Annotated in this window: 23 protein-coding genes and 1 pseudogene; 2 read left to right on the forward strand and 22 right to left on the reverse strand. The window is 38.0% G+C overall.

What is annotated here, in order from left to right; translation table 11 throughout:
- Positions 1 to 291: 291 nt before the first annotated feature.
- The gene (clpP, locus tag COL05_RS14420; RefSeq protein ID WP_001049162.1) at positions 292 to 873 is read left to right on the forward strand and encodes an ATP-dependent Clp endopeptidase proteolytic subunit ClpP; all 582 of its coding nucleotides are present in this window, start codon (positions 292 to 294) and stop codon (positions 871 to 873) included.
- Positions 874 to 1,458: 585 nt separating this feature from the next.
- On the opposite strand, the gene COL05_RS14425 is transcribed toward clpP, so the two are convergent.
- From COL05_RS14425 to COL05_RS14525, 22 genes and pseudogenes are all read right to left on the reverse strand, one after another.
- Positions 1,459 to 1,707: an HPr family phosphocarrier protein gene (locus COL05_RS14425; RefSeq protein WP_000250307.1), complete on the reverse strand. Its 249-nt coding sequence runs from the start codon at positions 1,705 to 1,707 to the stop codon at positions 1,459 to 1,461.
- A gap of 23 nt (positions 1,708 to 1,730) precedes the next feature.
- A complete protein-coding gene (gene whiA, locus COL05_RS14430) occupies positions 1,731 to 2,681 on the reverse strand; it encodes a DNA-binding protein WhiA (protein WP_098669115.1) in 951 nt (316 codons plus the stop codon).
- An 89-nt stretch (positions 2,682 to 2,770) separates the two neighbouring features.
- Positions 2,771 to 3,724, reverse strand: coding sequence for a gluconeogenesis factor YvcK family protein (locus COL05_RS14435; RefSeq protein WP_098669116.1), 954 nt, complete (start codon positions 3,722 to 3,724; stop codon positions 2,771 to 2,773).
- Positions 3,725 to 3,727: 3 nt separating this feature from the next.
- Entirely contained in the window at positions 3,728 to 4,609 is an 882-nt protein-coding gene (gene rapZ / locus COL05_RS14440; RefSeq protein WP_000138459.1) for an RNase adapter RapZ, read from the reverse strand.
- 20 nt (positions 4,610 to 4,629) lie between these two features.
- Positions 4,630 to 5,088, reverse strand: coding sequence for an NUDIX hydrolase (locus COL05_RS14445; RefSeq protein WP_001190080.1), 459 nt, complete (start codon positions 5,086 to 5,088; stop codon positions 4,630 to 4,632).
- A 228-nt stretch (positions 5,089 to 5,316) separates the two neighbouring features.
- Positions 5,317 to 6,123: a DUF368 domain-containing protein gene (locus COL05_RS14450; protein WP_098669117.1), complete on the reverse strand. Its 807-nt coding sequence runs from the start codon at positions 6,121 to 6,123 to the stop codon at positions 5,317 to 5,319.
- A 165-nt stretch (positions 6,124 to 6,288) separates the two neighbouring features.
- A complete protein-coding gene (gene trxB / locus COL05_RS14455; protein WP_142337499.1) occupies positions 6,289 to 7,245 on the reverse strand; it encodes a thioredoxin-disulfide reductase in 957 nt (318 codons plus the stop codon).
- Positions 7,246 to 7,330: 85 nt separating this feature from the next.
- The gene (locus tag COL05_RS14460) at positions 7,331 to 8,842 is read right to left on the reverse strand and encodes a tetratricopeptide repeat protein (protein WP_098669119.1); all 1,512 of its coding nucleotides are present in this window, start codon (positions 8,840 to 8,842) and stop codon (positions 7,331 to 7,333) included.
- 145 nt (positions 8,843 to 8,987) lie between these two features.
- The gene (locus tag COL05_RS14465) at positions 8,988 to 9,494 is read right to left on the reverse strand and encodes an acyltransferase (protein ID WP_098669120.1); all 507 of its coding nucleotides are present in this window, start codon (positions 9,492 to 9,494) and stop codon (positions 8,988 to 8,990) included.
- 76 nt (positions 9,495 to 9,570) lie between these two features.
- A complete protein-coding gene (gene ppaX, locus COL05_RS14470; protein ID WP_098669121.1) occupies positions 9,571 to 10,221 on the reverse strand; it encodes a pyrophosphatase PpaX in 651 nt (216 codons plus the stop codon).
- A gap of 67 nt (positions 10,222 to 10,288) precedes the next feature.
- A complete protein-coding gene (lgt, locus tag COL05_RS14475; RefSeq protein ID WP_061656527.1) occupies positions 10,289 to 11,101 on the reverse strand; it encodes a prolipoprotein diacylglyceryl transferase in 813 nt (270 codons plus the stop codon).
- A 24-nt stretch (positions 11,102 to 11,125) separates the two neighbouring features.
- Complete coding sequence (gene hprK, locus COL05_RS14480) at positions 11,126 to 12,055, reverse strand: HPr(Ser) kinase/phosphatase (protein ID WP_048528164.1); 930 nt, start codon at positions 12,053 to 12,055, stop codon at positions 11,126 to 11,128.
- A 156-nt stretch (positions 12,056 to 12,211) separates the two neighbouring features.
- Positions 12,212 to 12,592: a phage holin family protein gene (locus COL05_RS14485; protein WP_001267308.1), complete on the reverse strand. Its 381-nt coding sequence runs from the start codon at positions 12,590 to 12,592 to the stop codon at positions 12,212 to 12,214.
- Positions 12,593 to 12,703: 111 nt separating this feature from the next.
- Positions 12,704 to 13,156: a DUF4275 family protein gene (locus tag COL05_RS14490; RefSeq protein ID WP_098669122.1), complete on the reverse strand. Its 453-nt coding sequence runs from the start codon at positions 13,154 to 13,156 to the stop codon at positions 12,704 to 12,706.
- Between the two features lie 58 nt (positions 13,157 to 13,214).
- The gene (gene uvrA, locus COL05_RS14495; RefSeq protein ID WP_098669123.1) at positions 13,215 to 16,091 is read right to left on the reverse strand and encodes an excinuclease ABC subunit UvrA; all 2,877 of its coding nucleotides are present in this window, start codon (positions 16,089 to 16,091) and stop codon (positions 13,215 to 13,217) included.
- Positions 16,092 to 16,096: 5 nt separating this feature from the next.
- The gene (uvrB, locus tag COL05_RS14500) at positions 16,097 to 18,073 is read right to left on the reverse strand and encodes an excinuclease ABC subunit B (protein ID WP_098669124.1); all 1,977 of its coding nucleotides are present in this window, start codon (positions 18,071 to 18,073) and stop codon (positions 16,097 to 16,099) included.
- A 291-nt stretch (positions 18,074 to 18,364) separates the two neighbouring features.
- Positions 18,365 to 18,985 (reverse strand): hypothetical protein, encoded by a 621-nt coding sequence (locus tag COL05_RS14505; protein WP_098669125.1) that lies wholly within the window; start codon positions 18,983 to 18,985, stop codon positions 18,365 to 18,367.
- A complete protein-coding gene (locus COL05_RS14510; RefSeq protein ID WP_142337501.1) occupies positions 18,982 to 19,743 on the reverse strand; it encodes a MerR family transcriptional regulator in 762 nt (253 codons plus the stop codon). Before COL05_RS14510 ends, COL05_RS14505 begins: the two co-directional genes overlap by 4 nt.
- 100 nt (positions 19,744 to 19,843) lie before the next feature.
- Positions 19,844 to 20,071: a hypothetical protein gene (locus tag COL05_RS14515; RefSeq protein WP_000524124.1), complete on the reverse strand. Its 228-nt coding sequence runs from the start codon at positions 20,069 to 20,071 to the stop codon at positions 19,844 to 19,846.
- A gap of 16 nt (positions 20,072 to 20,087) precedes the next feature.
- Positions 20,088 to 20,159, reverse strand: a pseudogene (locus COL05_RS32330) (ATPase); the annotation flags it as partial.
- A 56-nt stretch (positions 20,160 to 20,215) separates the two neighbouring features.
- On the reverse strand, positions 20,216 to 20,413 hold the full coding sequence (locus COL05_RS14520; RefSeq protein ID WP_002143740.1) for a helix-turn-helix transcriptional regulator: 198 nt from the start codon (positions 20,411 to 20,413) through the stop codon (positions 20,216 to 20,218).
- A gap of 242 nt (positions 20,414 to 20,655) precedes the next feature.
- On the reverse strand, positions 20,656 to 21,678 hold the full coding sequence (locus tag COL05_RS14525; protein WP_142337503.1) for a YeiH family protein: 1,023 nt from the start codon (positions 21,676 to 21,678) through the stop codon (positions 20,656 to 20,658).
- Positions 21,679 to 21,830: 152 nt separating this feature from the next.
- Here COL05_RS14525 and COL05_RS14530 point away from each other — a divergent pair, with 152 nt between their 5' ends.
- Positions 21,831 to 22,724 carry a LysR family transcriptional regulator gene (locus COL05_RS14530; RefSeq protein WP_098669128.1) on the forward strand — a complete coding sequence of 298 codons (894 nt, stop codon included), beginning with the start codon at positions 21,831 to 21,833 and terminating at the stop codon, positions 22,722 to 22,724.
- The last annotated feature ends 181 nt before the right edge of the window (positions 22,725 to 22,905 follow it).

Consider the following 22,905-nt stretch of genomic DNA (forward strand, 5'->3'; position numbering starts at 1 on the left):
TTTCGCTGAATTTTGAGGTGGGGATCTTACTGCCCATTAAAGCGGGATAAATATCGGAAGAACGCTTCAGTAAAAAGGCGTTCTTTCCTTTTTTTCTACAGTTTTTATAACGTTTAAATTTATGTAATTCGGTTATGATGTTGAAGATACATAAGCAGGGAATTTCAAAAACATAGCGAATATTTCATGGTACAACTACATATTTTTTTGATTTAAAGTGGTTTCGTTTGACCTTTATTGACCATAATTGTATTATAAGACTAAGAAAGCTTTAGAAGGAGGAAATAACAGATGAATTTAATTCCTACAGTAATTGAACAAACAAATCGTGGAGAACGCGCTTACGATATTTACTCTCGACTATTAAAAGACCGCATCATTATGCTTGGTAGCGCAATTGATGACAACGTAGCTAACTCAATCGTTTCCCAGCTTTTATTCTTGGAATCTCAAGATCCAGAAAAAGATATTCACATCTACATCAACAGCCCTGGTGGCTCTATCACAGCAGGTATGGCAATTTACGATACAATGCAGTTTATTAAACCACAAGTATCAACAATCTGTATCGGTATGGCTGCATCTATGGGTGCATTCTTACTTGCAGCAGGTGAAAAAGGAAAACGTTATGCACTTCCAAACAGTGAAGTAATGATTCACCAACCACTTGGTGGAGCACAAGGTCAAGCGACTGAAATCGAAATCGCTGCTAAACGTATCCTATTCTTACGTGAAAAACTAAACCAAATTCTTGCTGACCGCACAGGTCAACCACTTGAAGTATTACAACGCGACACAGACCGCGACAACTTCATGACAGCAGAAAAAGCTTTAGAATACGGTTTAATCGATAAGATCTTTACAAATCGTTAATAACTAAAAGCGAAAGCGGCTCGTTCAGAATTGCAGGGCGATGGAGCCCCTGATTCCGAGGCGCTTTTTGCCTCGAATGAAGGGGCGAAGCGACCGGAGATTCTAGCCGCTGGAGCTAGATATAACTAAAAGCAGAAGCGGCTCGTTCAGAATGGGAGGAGGATGGAGCTTCTGACAAAGAGGTGCTTTTTACCTCGTCGGAAGAAGCGAAGCCACCGACCATTCTAGCCGCTGGAGCTAGATATAACTAAAAGCGGAAGCGGCTCGTTCAGCTCTGACTAGCTAAGGTTCTTTCGCATAAAAGGCGCTTTTTGCCTTCTTATGCGGAAGGTTCTTAGACACGAAGAGCTAGCAGCTGGAGCTAGATACACTAAAAGCGAAAGCGCCCTATTACAGGGCGCTTTTTTTATAGTGGGGCCGCAGCACTCGTATACCCCAACTAGTATTCGCCTAAATATATCAACGATTCCACACAACTTATCGACTTACCGACAATTCTCGACAAGCACGCACCCCTACATACCCCCACAAACAAACAACAAGCCCAAAACAACAAAGAAGCTATCGCACGCGCGCGATAGCTTCTTATTGTACATATGCAGCTAATGCTTCTAAAGCTTCTTCTGCATCTGAACCTTCTGTTGTAATTGTTATCATGCTACCAGTGCCAATTGCTAAGCTCATAATCCCCATTATGCTCTTTGCATTTACTGTCTTTCCATCTTTCTCAATGAAGATATCCGCATGAAAACGATTTGCCTCTTGTACAAACAACGCAGCCGGACGTGCTTGTAAACCGTTTTTTAATGAAACCTGAACTCTTTTTTGAACCACAGCTCCATTTCCCCTTTACCCTCTTATTTTTTTGCTACCGTTTCCCCCGCGCGTAATTTCTCTGCAATATCATCAATTTTACGCAAACGATGATTAATACCCGATTTACTAATTTTCCCCCCGGATACCATCTCACCTAACTCTTTCAATGTTACATCTTGATAATCTCTTCGTAGTTGCGCAATTTCTCGTAGTTTATCTGGCAATACATCAAGACCAACCGTCTCATCAATGTAGCGGATATTTTCAATCTGCCTTAGCGCTGCACCAATTGTTTTATTTAAATTAGCTGTTTCGCAATTCACTAAACGATTTACAGAGTTACGCATATCACGTACGATTCGAATGTCTTCAAATCTTAAAAGCGCATTATGAGCACCTATAATATTTAAAAACTCTGTAATTTTTTCTGCTTCTTTCAAATACGTAATGTACCCTTTTCTTCTTTCCAACGTCTTACTATTTAAATCAAATCCGTTCATCAATTCACATATAGCATCATTATGTTCCTTATATAACGAAAAGATCTCTAAATGATAAGATGATGTTTCTGGGTTATTTACTGAACCACCTGCTAAAAATGCACCGCGTAAATACGATCGTTTACAACATTTCTTCTCAATTAATTCTTGCGATATATTTCGAATGAATGAAAAGTCATCTCGCACGATATGAAGATCAGCTAATATTTCGCGAGATTTCTCAACGAGTCTTACGATATATACGTTATTTTTCTTCAATCGCATTTTTTTACGAACAAGTAATTCTACCGTCACGTCATATCCTTTTTTCAAAAGCGTATAAATCCTTCTTGCAATTGCTGCATTCTCTGTTTGAATATCGATAGATAGACGACGATTTGAAAAAGAAAGCGATCCGTTCATGCGAAGTAACGCTGATAATTCTGCTTTCTCACAGCATTCCTTCACCTCTAAATTCGTCAACTCTTTCTTTGTTTCTGATGCAAATGACACAGCCAACACCTCCTTATACGATTATTGTGGAACAAAAATCTTGTCCTATATGAAATGAGGAGCGTTACCTCAAATGAGGCAACGCACATCTACAACAGTGAATATAAAATAGAAGCTAGTTTTAATGTATCGTGTCTTACAACACGGTCATCATACTTCGCTAATTGATCTTGAATAACATCAATATTGTTTTCAGTAAAACGTTCTTCGTCCACTACAACTGGTGCTGACATTTCTTCCTCATATAACTGACGTAATTCACAAGGAATATCACGGTTATTTACAATTGCAGTATCGATAAATGGTTTACCTAAATGGTCATGTAACGCCTGCACATGGTCAAACGCAGTATATCCCATCGTTTCACCAGCTTGCGTCATAACATTACACACATATACCTTCTTCGCTTTTGCAGCAAGAACAGCGTCCCCGATTTTGTTAACAACTAAATTCGGTAATATACTCGTATACAAACTTCCTGGACCGAAAACAAGTAAATCAGCTCGTTTAATCTCAGTCAACGTTTCATGTAACGGCTCTACATCTTCTGGAGTTAAAAAGACACGGTTAATCTTCTTCCCGTAATAAGGAATCTTTGATTCACCTGTTACAATTTCTCCATCTTCTAGTTCCGCATGCAGTACTGCACTTTGATTCGCTGCCGGTAATACACGTCCTCTAACATTTAACACTTTGCTCGTTTCCGTAATTGCATGGAAAAAGTCTCCTGTAATCGAGGTCATACCTGCCAACAATAAATTTCCTAACGCATGACCTTTCAGTCCGTCTCCCGTTGTGAAACGGTGCTGAAATAAAGCTTCCACCAGTGGCTCTACATCTGATAACGCAACAAGTACGTTACGAATGTCACCTGGAGGCGGAATTTCTAGCTCATCACGTAATCTACCTGAACTGCCACCATCATCAGCGATTGTAACAACTGCTGTAATATCAACTGGATATTGTTTTAATCCTCTTAATAATACAGAGAGTCCAGTACCGCCTCCCATGATAACAATTTTAGGTTTTCTCTCTTTTTTCATCCCTTAATGGCCCTTTCTCTTCTCCACATCACGATGAGATACATGAACGCTATACTCTGGTTTCAAATGTTTCCCAAGGTATTCTGTAAGCGTAACAGAACGATGCTGCCCACCTGTACATCCAATTGCAATTACAAGTTGACTCTTACCTTCTCTTTTATAATGAGGCAGCATGAAAGTGATAAGATCCGTCAATTTTTCTAAAAACTTATGCGTCTCATTAAATTTCAGCACATACGATGAAACTTCTTCATCTAGTCCTGTTAATGGCTTCATATGTGGAATGTAATATGGATTTGGTAAAAAACGAACATCAAATACTAAATCTGCATCAATTGGAATACCGTACTTAAATCCAAATGACATAACATTTACACGAAATGCTTGCTCAGTTTCTGTTGAGAACAAGTGAACAATTTTTTCACGTAATTCTTTCGGTTTTAAATCCGATGTATCAAGCACAATATTCGCTCGTGCCTTCATATCTGTTAATAAATTGCGCTCTGCTTCGATTCCCTTTAACGGCAGACCAGTTGGTGCAAGTGGATGCGAACGTCTCGTTTCTTTATAACGAGTTACAAGCGTACTATCTTTCGCATCTAAAAATAAAATATGAGGAATAATCCATGTACGTTCTGATAAATCATCAAGTGCTCCCCATAAATGTTCGAAAAACTCGCGGCCACGTAAATCAATACCAAGTGCCACTTTATTCATTTTCCCTTTTGAATCCGCCATAAGCTCAATAAACTTTGGCAATAACATCGGTGGTAAATTATCTACACAAAAATATCCTAAATCTTCAAAACTTTGTAAAGCTACTGTCTTTCCGGCTCCAGACATTCCTGTAATAATTACCATTTTTATATCATTATTCTCTGTCATCGTATCCTCTCCTTGACGGTTTAACTCGGATCTAATCGATATGAAAGCAACTCAAAATCTGGGGTATATACAAATGTACCGTAGATTATGCCATTTCCTTTAATTAAATAATCAATAATGTGATAATCTCCTGGTGCCATTGCTAAATCATCAATTTTATCAAATGTATGCCAACCAATGATGCCTTCTTCGCTCTCTAGTTTGTTTTCTCCTGCAAAATCTGTCGCTAAAAAGGAGAACATCATCCATTCAGAAACAACTTTATCACCTTCTTGGATGACAAAGGTGAAGACCCCCTTTAACGCTGGGTTCTTTAAATAAATACCTGTTTCTTCACGATACTCGCGAACAACGGAATCTCTTACAGTCTCCCCACGCTCCATTTTCCCACCTGGTGCAACCCACCAATTCCGGCGAGGTTTTTGGAGTAAGAGTACTTCATTATCTCTAATTAACACACAGTTTGTCACTCTTTGCATGTTTCTTCACCTCAGCTACTTGCAGCAAATTTCTCACTGCATACTCATTTCATTATACTATCAAAAACAGTTTGCTACAACGAAGGAGCCAGTCCCGCTTTCGCTAAGCACTGCTACTCAACAATTTTAAAAAAGCTTTTTATAACAAGCAATGTAAATGCCTGGACTTTCAGTGAATAGCATGAAAAATCCCCTTAACGACTTTTATCGCCAAGGGGACTCTAGCCCTTATTTCTTACCGAAATAAGTAACAATCGCAAATCCTAAAATAAAGGTAATAATTGAACTTATAATTGAGAATCCACCAGTCGGCATACCAGGGAACACAATCACAATCGAACCGATAACAAGTCCAATAATTGCCGCAAATGTCATACTTTTATAACGATCTAATAAGAAACTAATTCCTTTACTACTTACAACGAATCCTACCATAACACCAGCACCGATAACTAGAATTAAAGGTAAGTTCATTGTAGTTAAAGCATTAATTGCTGTCGGATACACACCAATAATTAATAAAATAAATGATCCGCTAATCCCAGGAAGCAACATAGCCATACTAGCCATCCACCCTGCAAAAAATAAACCAATTGCATTTAAAATTGTTAACGTTGTAATTGGGTCTACTGTCTTATCTGGTTTAAAGAAAGCTGTGATCGCAACAAGAATTGCTGCAACGATTAATAAAACAATGTGCTTACCTTTAAACGACGACTTTGCATCAGCTTCCCTCATTAACATCGGTAATATGCTAATAATTAAACCGAGGAAGAAAAATTGAGTCGGTTCATAATGATTTGCAAGTAAATATTTAATAACGTGACTTAACGTTAAAAACGCTGTCGCCACACCAGCTGCAAGGGGAATTAAAAATCCTAAATGTTTTTTCCATTCACGACTAAAGAACCCACTAATTGCTGCAAGCAATTGTTCATAAATCCCTAACACAACAGCGATTGTACCGCCGCTCACACCAGGAATTAAATCACTAACGCCCATACAAAATCCACGATATATATTACGCCATTCCATACTGAATAAATTCCTCATTTCTTATAGTGATTTTTTCCGTAAAGTTCAGTATATCAATAAGAAAGCTTATAATACCGATATTTTTTGACAAAACTTTGACATTTTCACACAAAAAAAGAAGAAAGCTCCTATCTGTAGCTTTCTTCTCAAAAGGTATGTTATTCCTTATTTTTCTGATACGGTTTTTAGTTCTTCTAATAATTCTTCAACGTAATGCTGTGCACTTTGTGCTGCGATACTACCGTCACCTGTTGCAGTTACAATTTGACGTAGCATTTTTTCACGAACATCTCCAGCTGCGAAAATACCAGGAATTTTCGTTTCCATACGCTCATTTGTTTCAAGGTAACCATTTTCATTTGTAATACCTAGTTCAACAAATGGTTTTGATAATGGTAACATACCGATGTATACGAATACGCCGTCAGTTTTGACTTCTTTCTCTTCTCCACTGTTTACGTCTACAAGTGTTACACTTCCTACTTTACCACTTGCTTCGTTAATCTCTTTAATCGTGTGGTTCCAAATGAAATCTACTTTCTCATTTTGGAAAGCACGATCTTGTAAAATTTTCTGTGCACGAAGCGTGTCACGACGGTGAACGATCGTTACTTTTGATGCGAAGCGCGTTAAGAACACACCCTCTTCAACAGCAGAATCTCCGCCGCCAATAACTACAAGTTCTTTCCCTTTAAAGAATGCGCCGTCACATACTGCACAATATGATACACCGCGGCCGCCAAGTTCAGCTTCACCTGGCACACCAATTTTTTTATATTCTGCACCGCTTGCAACGATAATTGCACGTGCTTTATATTCTTTTTTACCAGCAATAATTGTTTTGTATTCTTTACCATCGATGACTTCTTTCACATCACCGTATGCATATTCAGCACCAAATTTCTTCGCATGCTCAAACATTTTATTTGATAAGTCTGGTCCTAAAATAGACTCATAACCTGGATAGTTTTCTACATCTTCTGTGTTTGCCATTTGGCCACCTGGAATACCGCGCTCAAGCATTAATGTGCTTAAATTCGCACGAGATGTATATACTGCAGCTGTCATACCAGCTGGTCCTGCACCAATAATAATGACATCATAAATTTTTTCTTCTGACACACCACTCACTCCTATTCATTCCTACACAATTAAGTTACCCTCATTATACTGTTAGCATCATTTTTTTCCCAATGATTTGCTTATCTTATGTGTGCGTACGTTTAACAGCCTGCACATACTTTCGAACAGTCGCTACAGATACATTATATACATCTCCAAGCTCTGACTGTGTCATCTTATTTCCTTGTTCGCTGCGTACGATATATTCAACCGCAGCTGACCAACCGTATACATTTGTAAAAACTGCTCCAGATGTATATAAACGTATGAACGTACAGAACCAAAATTGTAAACACTCTTCGATTAATTCATCATCTTTTTTCGTATAATTGTATAAAGCATCCGCAATTCGCGCGCACTGTTCAAATTGCTGTAAATCAGCTGGAATGCTCTTATGGCTATTAAGTAAAAAGAAATACTTTGCAAGTTGCGATACGATTGGAACACCATTCTTCGCTTGCGTTACATCAAAGAAGAATCCCACCTTCTCCGGTGTTGATAATTCATTCATTAAATATAAAGCTAGCATTTGTTCCTCTAGCGTCGCACTTTGCTGAAATGATTTTCGTAATTCTTCAAATAACACATTTTGTCCTTCATCCGCTAAATTTATCGCATTCCACGGCTCTTTCCCCTTTTTATCAGGGTGCAATTCTACAACATGTTGCCACATTTTTTCCGCTACTTGCTGATCTTTCACCATATAAGCAGAATATGCAAACCAATAATAGAAACTAACGTCTCCCTCGTATCCTTGACGTTTTAATACTTTGAACCATTTATACGCATGCTCGAAATGACCAATTGTTGCAAGTGTCGTTCCTAGTTTTAAACGATGTTCAAATGAAATTGGATATACTGCAACTAACTGAGCAGCTAACGCTTCTACTTGTTTATGCTCTCCAATTGAATATAGAAAAATAAGCGTATTACAGAGCGCATGTATATTACCAGGATTTTTCTCTAAAATCATTTCCGTTAACTTTAGTGCCTTATCTACATTGCCAGATTGAAAATGCGCAATGGCTAAATTATTATGCCCCGACCAAAATTCCGGATAATCTTTCGTAACAATTTCTAATGTAGTAATCGCTTCTTCCAATTGTCCGTTACGAATATAACGATTCGCTTCTTCCTGCATAACAATTAAATCATCTTCATCCTCAATCTCTTCTGCACCCATCGCTTCTTCTTCCATAATTTCAAGTAATTCTAATGTATCTTCAACGAATTCCTTCTCTTCCGCCACTTCTAAATAACGCTCCGCATATTTTTTCGCCTGCTGAAATAGCCCCATATATGCATAGTTATTTGCAATAAAATAATAGCATTGTTCAAGTTCAGGGTTAGATCTAACTAACTTTAAGAAGGTTTGATTCGATTCTTGATATTCACCAGCCTCAGATAATACTGTTGCTAATTGGCATAAAATAAACGGCTCCTTCTCACTTTGTGCCGCTCTTCGAAAATATTTAATTGCATCTTGCAATTTTTGTCCTTTGTAAGCCCTCATCCCTTTTTTATAAAAGAAGTCCGCTAATTGATTAAAAGAGATAACTTGTCCGTTCTCCTTATATATTCTTTGATTTTTCCCCATATATCCTCCAGTTTTTTGTTTTCTTCGTTCACACATTCTTCTATCTATAAGTATAAACGATTCCGTAAAAAACAAAACAGTATATTATACTCAATTATTTCCTTTTTATGCATTAAAAAAGAAGAGAAATGTTACATTTTTAGCATCAACCTTCTCTAGCATCCATTTCTTCTTTTGTATAAATAACACGCATTGGATTTCCACCTACGAAAGCGCCACTTGGTACATCTCTATGAACGAGTGTGCCAGCTGAAACGATCGCACCATCGCCAATCTTAACACCTGGTAATATCGTTGTATTCGCTCCAATCATCACTTCATTTCCTATGATGATCTCTCCAAGTCGATATTCTCGAATTAAATATTCATGCGCTAAAAGCGTTGTATTATATCCAACAATTGAATTTTCTCCCACAGTTATCTTTTCTGGGAACATAATGTCCGGCATTACCATAAGCGCGAACGAGGTTTTCTTTCCTACCTTCATCCGTAAAAATGTGCGGTACAGCCAATTCTTGACGGATAAAAATGGTGTATAACGAGCGATCTGGATAATAATAAAATTCTTCATTACCTTCCAAAAAGACACTGTTTTATACACATTCCATAATGAATTCTCTCCCGAAACGGGATAGCGCGTTGTCCGTCGCACTTAGCTCGCTCCTCTACTAAAAAGTGAAACTGTAAGTTAGTAGAGAAACATATCCCCTACTAACTTACTTGGACCTTTATGAATGGTTCATATGAGACAAAATCGGTAGTAAATCACTCATTTTATCTAACATAAAGTCCGGCTTGTAAGCCTCTAAATACGCTCTACCTTTCAGTGTCCATGAAACCGCAGCTGTTTTCGTACCCGCATTTTGTCCACCAACAATATCATGATGGTTATCCCCAACCATCAATGCTTCTTCCGGTTTCGCATCTAATAACTGAAGCGCTTTTTGAAGTGGCTCTGGATGTGGTTTCACATGATCTACATCATCGATTGTCACAACAACATCAAAAAACTCATCCAGCTTCGAAAACTTTAATCCCATTTCAACAGTTTGTCTCGCTTTCGTTGTAACAATCCCAACTTTATAGCCTTGCTTCTTCAACTCTTGAACTGTTTCATATACAGTTTCATATTCTTCTACTAATTCATCATGATGATCATGGTTAAATTGACGATAGCACGTGATCATCTCTTCCACCTTGTGTTCATCAATCTTGCTGAAAGTGTCATGTAAAGACGGGCCGATGAATGGCAATACATCTTCACGCTTATATTGATTTGGATAATATGTATGTAACACATGTAAAAAAGAAGAAATAATAAGTTCGTTTGTATTAATTAACGTTCCATCTAAATCAAATAACACTGTATTTATTCTCATTGCCTTACTCCTTTCGCTTTCCTGAATATGAAAGAAGCAGCATCTCATAATAAGATGCTACTTTTCTCTAATTTTCCGAATATCTTTTATCAGCTTGCCCCATTTTTCGTCTCACAATAATGAAAATAATAGAAATAACAACAAGTCCAATTGACATTACTTGTGCAATACGAAGTGGTCCTAGCATTAAACTATCTGTACGTAAGCCTTCTACAAAGAAGCGTCCTATTGAATACCAAATTAAATATGTGAAGAATAATTCACCACGGCGTAAGTTTACTTTGCGTAATGCAAGTAATAGAATTACTCCCGCAAAATTCCATAATGATTCATATAAAAACGTCGGGTGGTAATACACACCATCAATGTACATTTGATTAATAATGAAATCCGGTAAATGAAGACCTTCTAAAAACTGTCTCGTTACTTCATCACCATGTGCCTCTTGGTTCATAAAGTTTCCCCATCGACCAATTGCTTGTCCTAATAAAATACTTGGCGCAGCAATATCAGCCAACTTCCAGAATGAAACCCCGCGGCGTTTCGCAAAAAGAATCCCTGTAATAACAGCCCCGATTAAACCACCATGAATCGCCAATCCACCTTGACGAATATTAATAATTTGACTCGGGTTTTGCGCGTAATATTCCCATTCAAAAATAACATAGTACATCCTCGCAAATAGAATAGCGATCGGTACTGCAATTAATACAAGGTCAACAAATGTATCTTTTGGAATACCTAGCCTTTCTCCCTCGCGAGTTGCTAGCCAAAGACCTAATAGCACACCTGTACCGATAATAATCCCGTACCAATAAACAGGAAACGGCCCAAGTTGGATAGCTACACGGTCAAGCTGTGGTACAGAACCTAGCAGCATATGTATGACCTCCCTCTCCAAAGTTTACTCCTGATTTCCTAACTCAATCGCACTCATTAATCGTTCAGAGAACTGCTGAGCTGCATTGACTCCCATACGTTTTAAACGGAAGTTCATCGCTGCCACTTCAATAATAACAGCCAAGTTTCGACCAGGGCGAACTGGAAGTGTAATCTTCGTAAGTTCTGTATCAATAATCTTCATCTTCTCTTCATCAAGACCTAAGCGATCATAATTTTTCTTTTGATCCCAAATTTCAAGATTAATAACAAGTGTAATACGCTTATAATTTCGCACTGCCCCTGCACCGAATAACGTCATAACGTTAATGATACCTAGACCACGAATTTCTAATAAATGCTCAATTAAATCTGGTGAGCTTCCTACTAATGTGTCTTCATCTTCTTGGCGAATTTCTACACTATCATCCGCAACAAGACGGTGACCACGTTTTACAAGCTCAAGAGCTGTCTCACTTTTACCGACACCACTTTGACCTGTAATTAAAACACCAACGCCGTAAATATCTACTAACACACCATGTACAGCTGTTGTAGGTGCTAACTTACCTTCTAAATAATTTGTTAAACGACTTGATAATCTTGTTGTCGTTTGAGCAGAACGTAATAAAGGCATGCCTGATTCACGTGATGCTTGCAATAACTCATCTGGTACATCTTGATTACGAGTTACAATAATACATGGCGTCTCCTCAGTACAAAGCGCTTTCATTCTCTCTTGTTTTTGCTCTGTCGTTAACGTGTCAAAGAATGTAAGCTCCGTCTTTCCAAGAAGCTGCACGCGATCAGCTGGATAATATGTAAAAAATCCTGCCATTTCAATTCCAGGTCGTGATAAATCACTTGTATCAATTGGACGATGAATTCCTTCTTCACCACTTATTAACTCCAATTGAAATTGTTCAATTAAATCTTTTGTCCTTACTTTCGGCATATGTATAAACCTCCACTCCGCTGCGGGTTCAGTCTCATTTGATGTAAAATTCCATTCTACCGGATATTGTACCATTTTTTTCTGGAAACAAGAAATACGGTTTCTAATAAATAGAAAAAAACATTTCATACACAGCATGAAATGTTTTTCTTTTTGTCATTTTCTCTTTTTTTCATATAGAGGTTCCACAATTGCTTTTTCAATAATCATATTAAAGATTGAAATACAAATTGCCGCAACAATCGCTACACCAAATCCCGATATATTAAATGCATCTCCTAATAATGAATCTGCTATTTTTAACGTAATCGCATTAATTACAATTAAGAAGAAACCAAAAGTTACAACAGTAATGGGTAGCGTAATTAAAATTAAAAACGGTTTTACAAACACATTTAAAACAGCCAAAATAATACTCGCAATAATTGCAGTTTGTATATTTGCTACGTAAAACGCGTCTGGTGCAATCCCTTTTAAAAGTCCCGATACAGCGATTAACACAACGCTATTTACAAGAAGTGATACAATCCATCTCATTTTCTTACACATCCTTTTGACATATATATTTCATCATACGCTAATAGATAAGAAACGCAAGTATCATACAAACACTTATATCAACTTATTCTACTCTTCCTGCTTGTATACCTACCAACATCTCTTTGTGAAATATGGGCCACACCATCTATGTTCATGCGTTTTTACAAAAGTCCAAGTGAACTCTTTACCTACAATATAGATATCGCCTTTATACATATCATCCGTCTCACACAATATATCATTCAGATGTAATGAACTCGCATCTTTTATTAGCAGTACATCATCACAATGTTGATAGAATATATAGCAATCCTTTTTCCCTTCATTATGAAACGCGTTCTCCGCTTCTTCACCCTCTAAACACTTCTTTTTCTCATAACTAAATATGTGCCAAAGATACCCACATCCATACTTATCTCCATAAAGAAAAATGTCTTCTTTTTCTTCATCACTTACATGGTTTGCAAAGTTATCCTCCCAGCGCTTTCGAAAATATACACCCCAACTTTGAAACTCTCTTACCTTCATATTTTTCTTTCTTAAAACATCTACAAACTCCATTTTCTCCCCCTATGAACGAAAAACCGAGTGTCATTGCCACTCGGTTTTTAATAATACCTTATTGTGATAGCTCTACTTCTTTTATCTTCTCTTTCATTCTTGCTTTATCACGATTTAAAATCTCTTTTAAATATTTACCTGTATATGAACGCTCTTCTTTCACTACTTGCTCTGGCGTTCCGGAAGCAACGATTTGTCCACCTTTGTCTCCACCCTCTGGTCCAAGGTCAACGATATAATCAGCTGTTTTAATTACATCTAAATTATGTTCAATTACAAGTACCGTCTCACCGCTCTCAACAAGACGTTGCAGCACTTCTAGAAGACGTGCGATATCATGTGCATGTAAACCAGTCGTTGGCTCGTCTAAAATGTATAACGTACGTCCTGTAGAACGACGATGTAATTCAGAAGCTAATTTCACACGCTGCGCTTCACCACCAGATAACGTCGTAGCTGGTTGCCCTAATTTCATATAACCAAGCCCAACGTCTACAAGCGTTTGAAGTTTACGTTTAATTTTTGGGATATTAGCGAAGAACTCTACTCCATCTTCAATCGTCATCCCTAACACTTCAGAAATGTTTTTATCTTTATATTTCACTTCTAACGTTTCACGGTTATAACGTTTACCGTGACAAACTTCACACGGAACGTATACGTCTGGTAAGAAGTGCATTTCGATTTTAATAATTCCATCACCACGGCACGCTTCACAACGTCCACCTTTTACATTAAAGCTGAAGCGTCCTTTTTGATATCCGCGCACTTTCGCTTCATTCGTTTGTGCAAACACATCACGAATATCATCGAATACACCTGTATACGTCGCTGGATTAGAACGTGGTGTACGACCGATTGGCGATTGATCAATATCGATTACTTTATCTAAGTGCTCAAGACCTTTAATTTCTTTATGCGTACCCGGCTTCGCTTTCGCTTTATATAACTTTTGCGCTAACGATTTATATAGTACTTCATTAATCATCGTACTTTTACCTGATCCAGATACACCTGTTACCGCTACAAACGTACCAAGCGGGAATGACATCTTCGCATTCTTTAAGTTATTCTCTTTTGCGCCGACAATTTCCACTTTCCTTCCGTCACCTTTACGTCTTTCAAGTGGAACAGGAATAAACTCTTTACCGCTTAAATACTTCCCCGTTAATGAATTATCATCTTGCATCACTTCAGCCGGTGTACCTGCTGATACGACTTGTCCACCGTGAATACCTGCACCAGGTCCAATATCAAGTAAATAGTCAGCTGCCATCATTGTATCTTCATCATGTTCAACGACAATTAACGTATTACCTAAATCGCGCATTTCTTGCAATGTACGAATAAGACGATCGTTATCACGCTGATGCAAACCGATAGAAGGTTCATCAAGAATGTAAAGTACGCCAGTAAGACGAGAACCAATTTGCGTCGCTAAACGAATACGCTGCGCCTCACCACCTGATAATGTTCCTGCGGCACGACTTAACGTTAAATAATCTAAACCGACGTTTACTAAGAACCCAACGCGCTCCTGGATTTCTCTTAAAATTAAATGCGCAATTTTTTGTTGTTTCTCCGTTAGTTCCACATTTGAGAAGAACTCCTGTACTTCTTGAACAGAATACTTCGTTACGTCAGCAATCGTTTTTCCGCCAACGAAAACAGCTAAACTCTCAGGCTTTAAGCGTCCACCTTTACACTTCGGACAAGCTTGCTCTGCCATATATTTTTCCATTTGCTCACGAACATAATCAGAACTCGTTTCACGATAACGACGTTCAATATTTGGAATAACACCTTCAAATAAAATCTCATTTTCCTTTACTTGACCAAATTCATTTACGTAGCGGAAATAAACCTTTTCTTCACCGCTTCCGTATAACACTTTATCAAATAAATCTTTCGGTATATTTTTCACAGGCACATCCATATCAACGCCGTAATGATTACATACAGATTGTAAAAGCTGCGGGTAATATTGTGAGCTTGTCGGTTCCCAAGGCGCAATCGCATGTTCCTTTAACGATAAATCCCAGTTCGGAATAACAAGTTCTAAATCTACCTCTAGCTTTGAACCAAGTCCATCACAAGAAGGACACGCTCCGAATGGACTGTTGAATGAAAACATACGCGGCTCTAATTCTCCAATTGAAAAACCACAATGCGGGCAAGCATGATGTTCACTAAATAGAAGTTCCTCTTCTCCCATTACATCGATTAACACACGGCCTCCGCCAAGCTTTAATGCACTTTCAAGTGAATCTGCAAGACGGCTTGCGATTCCTTCTTTTACAACAATACGGTCAATGACAACTTCAATAGAATGCTTCTTATTTTTATCTAACGTAATCTCTTCAGATACATCCAGCATTTCACCATCAACACGTACACGAACATATCCTTGCTTCTTAATATCTTCAAGCACTTTCACATGTGCACCTTTACGCCCAGAAACGATAGGGGCTAACACTTGTAATTTCGTACGCTCAGGATATTCAAGAACACGATCTACCATCTGTTCCACTGTTTGTGATGTAATTTCAATGCCATGATTCGGACAAATTGGCGTACCAATTCGCGCAAATAATAAACGTAAGTAATCATAAATCTCCGTTACCGTTCCGACAGTTGAACGCGGATTACGACTCGTCGTTTTTTGATCAATTGAAATCGCTGGTGATAATCCTTCAATCGTATCTACATCCGGTTTATCCATTTGTCCTAAAAACTGACGCGCATACGCAGATAACGATTCTACGTATCTGCGCTGCCCTTCTGCATAAATCGTATCAAACGCTAATGATGATTTCCCAGAACCAGACAATCCCGTCACAACAACAAGCTGATTTCTCGGAATGGTTACATCAATATTTTTTAGGTTATGTGCTCTAGCACCTTTTACAACAATAAAATCCTTGCTCTTACTCACTCTTTTCACCCTTCCGCTTTTAATTCTAATAGTAAATCTCTTAATTCAGCTGCACGCTCGAAATCTAACGCTTTTGCTGCTTCTTTCATCTCTGCTTCCATCTTCGCAATTGTTTTTTCACGCTCTTTTTTCGTCATCTTCTTAGCTGGCGTTGCTTCATATGTTTCTGTTTCTTCAGCAACTGTCGTTGCACGTATTACATCACGCACGCCCTTTTGAATTGTTTTCGGCGTAATACCATGCTCTTTATTGTAAGCTTCTTGTATAGTGCGACGACGCTTCGTTTCTTCAATTGCAATTCCCATCGATCTCGTTATACGATCTGCGTACATAATAACGCGGCCGTTTTCGTTACGTGCTGCACGACCGATTGTTTGGATTAATGAACGCTCTGAACGTAAGAATCCTTCCTTATCAGCATCTAAAATAGCGACAAGTGAGACTTCCGGAATATCTAATCCTTCTCGCAATAAGTTAATGCCGACAAGAACATCAAACTTACCGAGGCGAAGATCACGGATAATTTCAATACGTTCTAACGTTTTAACTTCAGAGTGAAGATAGTTCACTTTAATTCCTACATCTTTTAAGTAATCCGTTAAATCCTCTGACATCTTCTTCGTTAAAGTCGTAATTAATACACGTTCATTTTTGGCAATGCGATCTTGAATCTCTCCTAATAAATCGTCAATTTGCCCTTCAATTGGTCGTATATCAATAGGTGGATCTAAAAGTCCTGTTGGACGAATAATTTGTTCTATTACTTCTGGCGACTGCTCTAACTCATACGGTCCCGGCGTTGCTGAAACGTAAATCACTTGATTCGTTTTCTCCTCAAACTCATCAAACGTAAGCGGTCTATTATCTAAAGCTGATGGCAGACGGAATCCATGATCTACAAGCACTTGTTTACGTGCTTGGTCCCCGTTATACATCGCTCTTACTTGCGGTACTGATACGTGTGACTCATCCATAACGATTAAGAAATCTTTCGGGAAATAGTCTAATAGCGTATACGGCGTTGCACCCGCTGGACGAAGTGTTAAATGGCGGGAATAGTTTTCAATCCCTGAACAAAAGCCCATCTCGCGCATCATTTCTAAATCATAACGTGTACGTTGTTCTATACGCTGCGCTTCTAACAACTTGCCATTATCATTTAATTCCTTTAAACGTTCTTCTAATTCTTTTTCTATATTTTCAATAGCGACCTTCATCTTTTCTTCACGTGTAACGAAGTGAGATGCTGGGAAGATTGCTACATGATCACGTTCTGCTAATACTTCACCTGTTAACGCATTTACTTCACGAATACGATCGATTTCATCACCGAAAAACTCAATTCGAATACAATGCTCGTCAAGTGATGCCGGGAAGATTTCAACTACATCTCCGCGCACACGGAATGTACCACGCTTGAAATCAATATCATTACGTCCATACTGTACATCAACAAGTTCACGAAGCAATTGATTGCGGTCCTTTTCCATACCAACTCGAAGTGAAACAACTAACTCACGGTATTCTTCCGGAGAACCTAAACCATATATACACGAAACACTCGCAACGATAATTACATCGTCCCGTTCAAATAATGCGGACGTTGCTGAGTGACGCAATTTATCAATTTCATCATTAATTTGCGCATCTTTTTCAATAAACGTATCTGTTTGCGGCACATATGCTTCTGGCTGATAATAATCGTAATAACTAACAAAATATTCAACTGCATTATTCGGAAAAAAGTCTTTCAACTCACTATATAACTGTCCTGCTAATGTTTTATTATGAGCCATGACAAGTGTTGGCTTCTGCACTTCTTTAATGACATTTGAAATCGTAAATGTCTTACCCGTTCCTGTCGCTCCAAGCAACACTTGCTTTTTCTTTCCACTATTAATTCCCTCTACAAGCTTCTCTATAGCTACCGGCTGATCACCTTGTGGGGAATACGCTGAGACAATTTCAAATTGACGTTCCAAGAAAATCCGACCTCCTCATAAAAAATCTGTATTATTATTTTACCACGAATGCCCATAAAAAACCTAAAAAAACGAACAGATATTCGGTAAAGTTTTCGACAATATATACATAGAAAAAGGAAGGAGAGCACACTTCCTTCCTTATCAAACCTTCTCCCACATGAACAGTAAGTAAACAACACACTAATTAAAAACCTAATTCATTTCAAATAGACATATAAAACTAGCTCTTTTTCCTACTGTCATCCTCTCCTATACAAACTATTGGTATACTAAAAAAGCTACTTTCCTCTACGAAAGTAGCTTCTCTTTTCCTTTTTCCTTCTTCGGGAAAAGAACATATGAAAATGAAATAACTGTATCCACTAAAAGTATAATCGCCCAAACTTGGCTAACACGACTTGCTTTTTCATTTAAAACAATCCCCGTTTCTAACCAATTATGCCATTGTTCAAATGGGACAAAACCGTACAGAAAGAAAAAGAAAATATGCACAACAACGAATAAAACAAGATGTAATATCCAATTTTTTATTTCCTGCTTCGCATAAGCCATACCTGTTAATTCTACATACTCTTCCATAATTGGTGCTGGTTCATTCCGCCATTTCGCAACTAGCTTTTGCGCAAATATATCAAGCTTCTTCAAATCCTTTTTCCCGTAGAAAACTGCATACAATAAAATAATTACCGTAATGATTTGAAAGTTAGAGAACTTTCCTGTTTGATAATAGTCCACTACCCCTAAAGTTAAAATAAACACTTCATTTATGAGTAGTACAATCCCCATAATAAAGCTTGCCTTCTTCAAACGGAATCCGTAACGGAGTAAAAAGAAACCGATAGCTGATAACCAAAATACAATCTCTGCCCCAATTAAAAAATACCAACGATATTCTGCAAGTATACTCATTTATCCTTCTCCTTTTCATCATATATACGAAAAGCTTCATCCATATATAATAAAAGTTCTTCTTCGATTGGATACATGCTCATTTTTTGTGAATCTTCCTTCGATTTTCTAACTTCCCATAACTTATCTAAAAATGCTTCATCACCATTGGCCATTTCTAAACACTTCTGCATTAATCTCTTCGTTGCCCCTTGCACCTCATCACTTGCGGCTTCTTTACCGTCTTTCATAAAAGTGCGTAATTGCTTTAATAAATCCACCCATTCTAAAACATTCGGATCTTCTTCACTCATATTTGGCAAATTATGAAGCAACTTTTGTTCTTCCTTTGAAAATACTTCATTTTGAAATATTTCACGTATACGAGAAGACTGTTTCGAAAGCTGGATCAGTTCAAACATAACTTTCCAATCGAGCTCTCCCTCCACATCTACCGAATAAACAACTGCTTGTAAAACGCGCTCCATTCGATTGAATTTCTTTTGTTCTTCCTGTACAAATCTAAGTTGTTTTTCAAGCGAATCCTTTAAATTAAGCTCACCTTTTACTAACATATTCGCAGACTCTTTTAATGAAAATCCCATTTCCTTTAAAAATAAAATTTGTTGGAGACGTATTACGTCAGCTTCACTATATAAACGATGCCCACCTTCTGTTTTCCCGCTCGGCTTTAATAAATCTATTTGATCATAATAACGTAACGTACGTACTGTTACCCCTGTTTCCTTCGTCAATTGTTGTATTGAAATCACTACCATCACCTCTTCCCCTTCATTATAAAAGATGACGTAACGTCACTTTCAATCCTTTTGTTAAAAAAATACAAAAAGCTGTTTATACTCTTCGTATAAACAGCTTTTACGGAAATAATCCTTTTTGTACAGCGCGCCCACAAAATAAAATAAGTGCTCCAACGACAACACTCGTTGCTGTTTTATGATAATGAGCTGAAACTAATAAATAATATGATAAACCTACAGTGCCAAGCATAATACAAATACTTGGTACTGGATTACGAGAGAAGTTCTGCATTCCCCAAAACAAAGCAAAAATAGCCGTAGCGACACATAATACCGGTAATCCCATCCCAGTTCCCCTTTTTCTATCTATTCCTTGTTGCTAACACACTCGTCGATGCCACACTTATTAATAAACCAAAACCAATCCCTATATATTTAAACGTATAATCTAATTGAAATCTCTCAAACTTATCATTTATTTTTTCTCCCCTTACTCTAGCGTAAATATTTCCTCCACCTTCATTCCAAAATATTTAGCGATTTTTAACGATAATTCTAGACTCGGGTTATAATGATGGTTTTCAATCGCCACAATCGTCTGCCGCGTCACCTGCATCGCCTTTGCCATTTCAACTTGCGTTATATGATTTTGCTTTCTTAACTCTTTTATTGTATTTTTCACACCCATAGGCTCCACCTTCAAAAGTAAAGATATCTTTACTCTAATTATAAATATTTTCCATTTTCAAGTAAAGATATCTTTACAAATTTTAGAAATGCATTTCACTGAACATCTTCTCTACCAAAATACAAGAGTCATTTAATTTATATCAGCGATTTTTTAATATATCGACTTACCGACATCCGTAGCCCTATAATCATAAGAAAAAGCTGTTCCCAAATACCTATGGGAACAGCTTCTCCGCCCTACTACATAAACCTTAACGCATATACAAGAACGTATCCAAGAATAGAAAGGCAAACCGAACCGATCAGCCCCGCCACGAACGCTTTGCTCCCTAACTTACGGAACGTTTTAAACTCTACATTTAAACCAAGCCCCGCCATTGCCATTGCGATAAGCATGTAAGCAATGACAACAATGTATCCGGCAACAACTTCTGGGATAATACCGAGCGAATGCACTGCACTCATCGCTAAAAATCCGAAGATGAACCACGGAATCGGAAGGTCACGCCACGATCTTTTTTCCTCGCTACCTTCGCTCTTACTAAACCATAATCCAATTAAAATCGCTACTGGCACAAGCATTGCAACGCGCGTTAACTTCACGATAACTGCGATGTCTACAGCCGTGCTTCCTCCTGGCGCTGCAGCTGCGATGACATGAGCGATTTCATGCAGCGTCGCACCTGAGAATACACCGTAGCCGTACGGCGAGAAGCCAAGCACTGGGTATAATAGCGTATAAATAAGTGTAAATATTGTACCTAAAATTGCAATAATCGCTGCGCCGACTGCCGTTTCCTCATCCTTCGCTTTCACTTGCGGTGCAATTGCCACGACAGCAGCCGCCCCGCAAATTGCCGTCCCGCATGCTGTTAAAATTCCAAGCTTCTTCTCTACCTTAAATACTTTCGTTAGTCCGTATACAACGAAAATCGTAAATGTAATAACAACTGCTGCGATGACCAATACTTTCGGCCCTGCCTTCGCAATATCAACAAGATTTAATCGCATTCCAAGTAAGATGATCCCGAAGCGAAGCAACTTCTTACTCGCAAAGTTTGTCCCTGCAATTGCATCATGAGGAACTCCAATTGTCGCACGCCAAACCATCCCAATTAGAATAGCAATTACTAATTGCCCCATAATATTTAAAAAAGGAAGCTCTGCTAAATATTTCGCCGCAATTGCAATTAATAGTGTAATCCCAATTCCTTGCGAAAATCCAAAACGCTTCTTCTTTTGTATAACAAGTGTTTGTTCCACTTTGTACCACTCCAATAATCGTATTGGAACATGCATGTTCTATCTACTTACATTATAAGAGAGTTTCTATAATAAGTTTAATATCAATATTGAATCTCTATCATCAGAAATACTTATGATAAGATGAAAGAAAAACGAAAGGATTTCATTACATGAACGTAGACATTTTAAAAATTTTCGTTACTGTCGTGGAACAGAAACACTTCTCCCGTGCAGCAGAATTATTAAACCTTTCACAGCCTGGCGTAAGTATGCATATACGCAACTTAGAAAATGAATTTGGAACTACACTTATTCAGCGCTCCCCGAAGCACGTTCAAGTGACAGAGGCTGGAAACATATTATATATACATGCAAAGCAAATGCTCTCTCTTTACAAAGATGCGAAACAAGAAATTAACGAGCTACATAACGTTGTAACAGGAACTCTTCGTATCGGTGCTAGTTTTACAATTGGCGAATACTTACTCCCAAAAATACTGGCTAACTATGCAAATGAAAATCCACACGTCGAAGTTCATACCTTTATCTCAAATACAGAAGACGTCTTACAAAGTCTTCGCTCTAATCAAATCGATATCGGCTTAGTGGAAGGGCAAGTCATATACGCCGACGTTGACGTTGAAACATTTATGCAAGATGAAATGAAGCTCGTCGTTCCGCCAAATCATACACTGCTCCGCACAAATGAAATAAATGAAAGCTCACTCCAAGATCAAGTATGGGTATTAAGAGAAAGTGGCTCTGGTACACGTGCTTATAGCGATCGTTTTATTCATCAACACCATTTAAAAATGAAACGATTCTTTACATTCAGTAGTATCCAAAGCGTGAAAGAAGCCGTCGCTGCCGGGCTTGGCATCGCTATCCTTTCTGATTGGACTGTACGGAAAGAGCTACTGGCAAAAGAACTATTCCACGTCGAAGTTCCAGACGAACAACTCATCCGTCCATTCTCCATCGTGCGCGGCAAATATTTTATCCCATCTAAAGCTATTCAAGTATTTTTAAATCATGTAGACTCTTTTGCGAAAAAACAGAGTTGACCTTCACATTAGTGTGAAGGTTTACAATTATGAAACATTATTAGTTCAAATCCGGAAATGCCAAGAAGCGCTCTAATGTCTTCCCTATATATCGACAAGGCCTTCCGCATTTCCCAAGAAATATTGACACTTCGACATATAAAGTAAAGAGCCGTGCTAGTGCACGGCTCTTTACTTTATA

It is taken from the genome of Bacillus sp. AFS059628, assembly GCF_002571225.1.
GTDB lineage: Bacteria > Bacillota > Bacilli > Bacillales > Bacillaceae_G > Bacillus_A.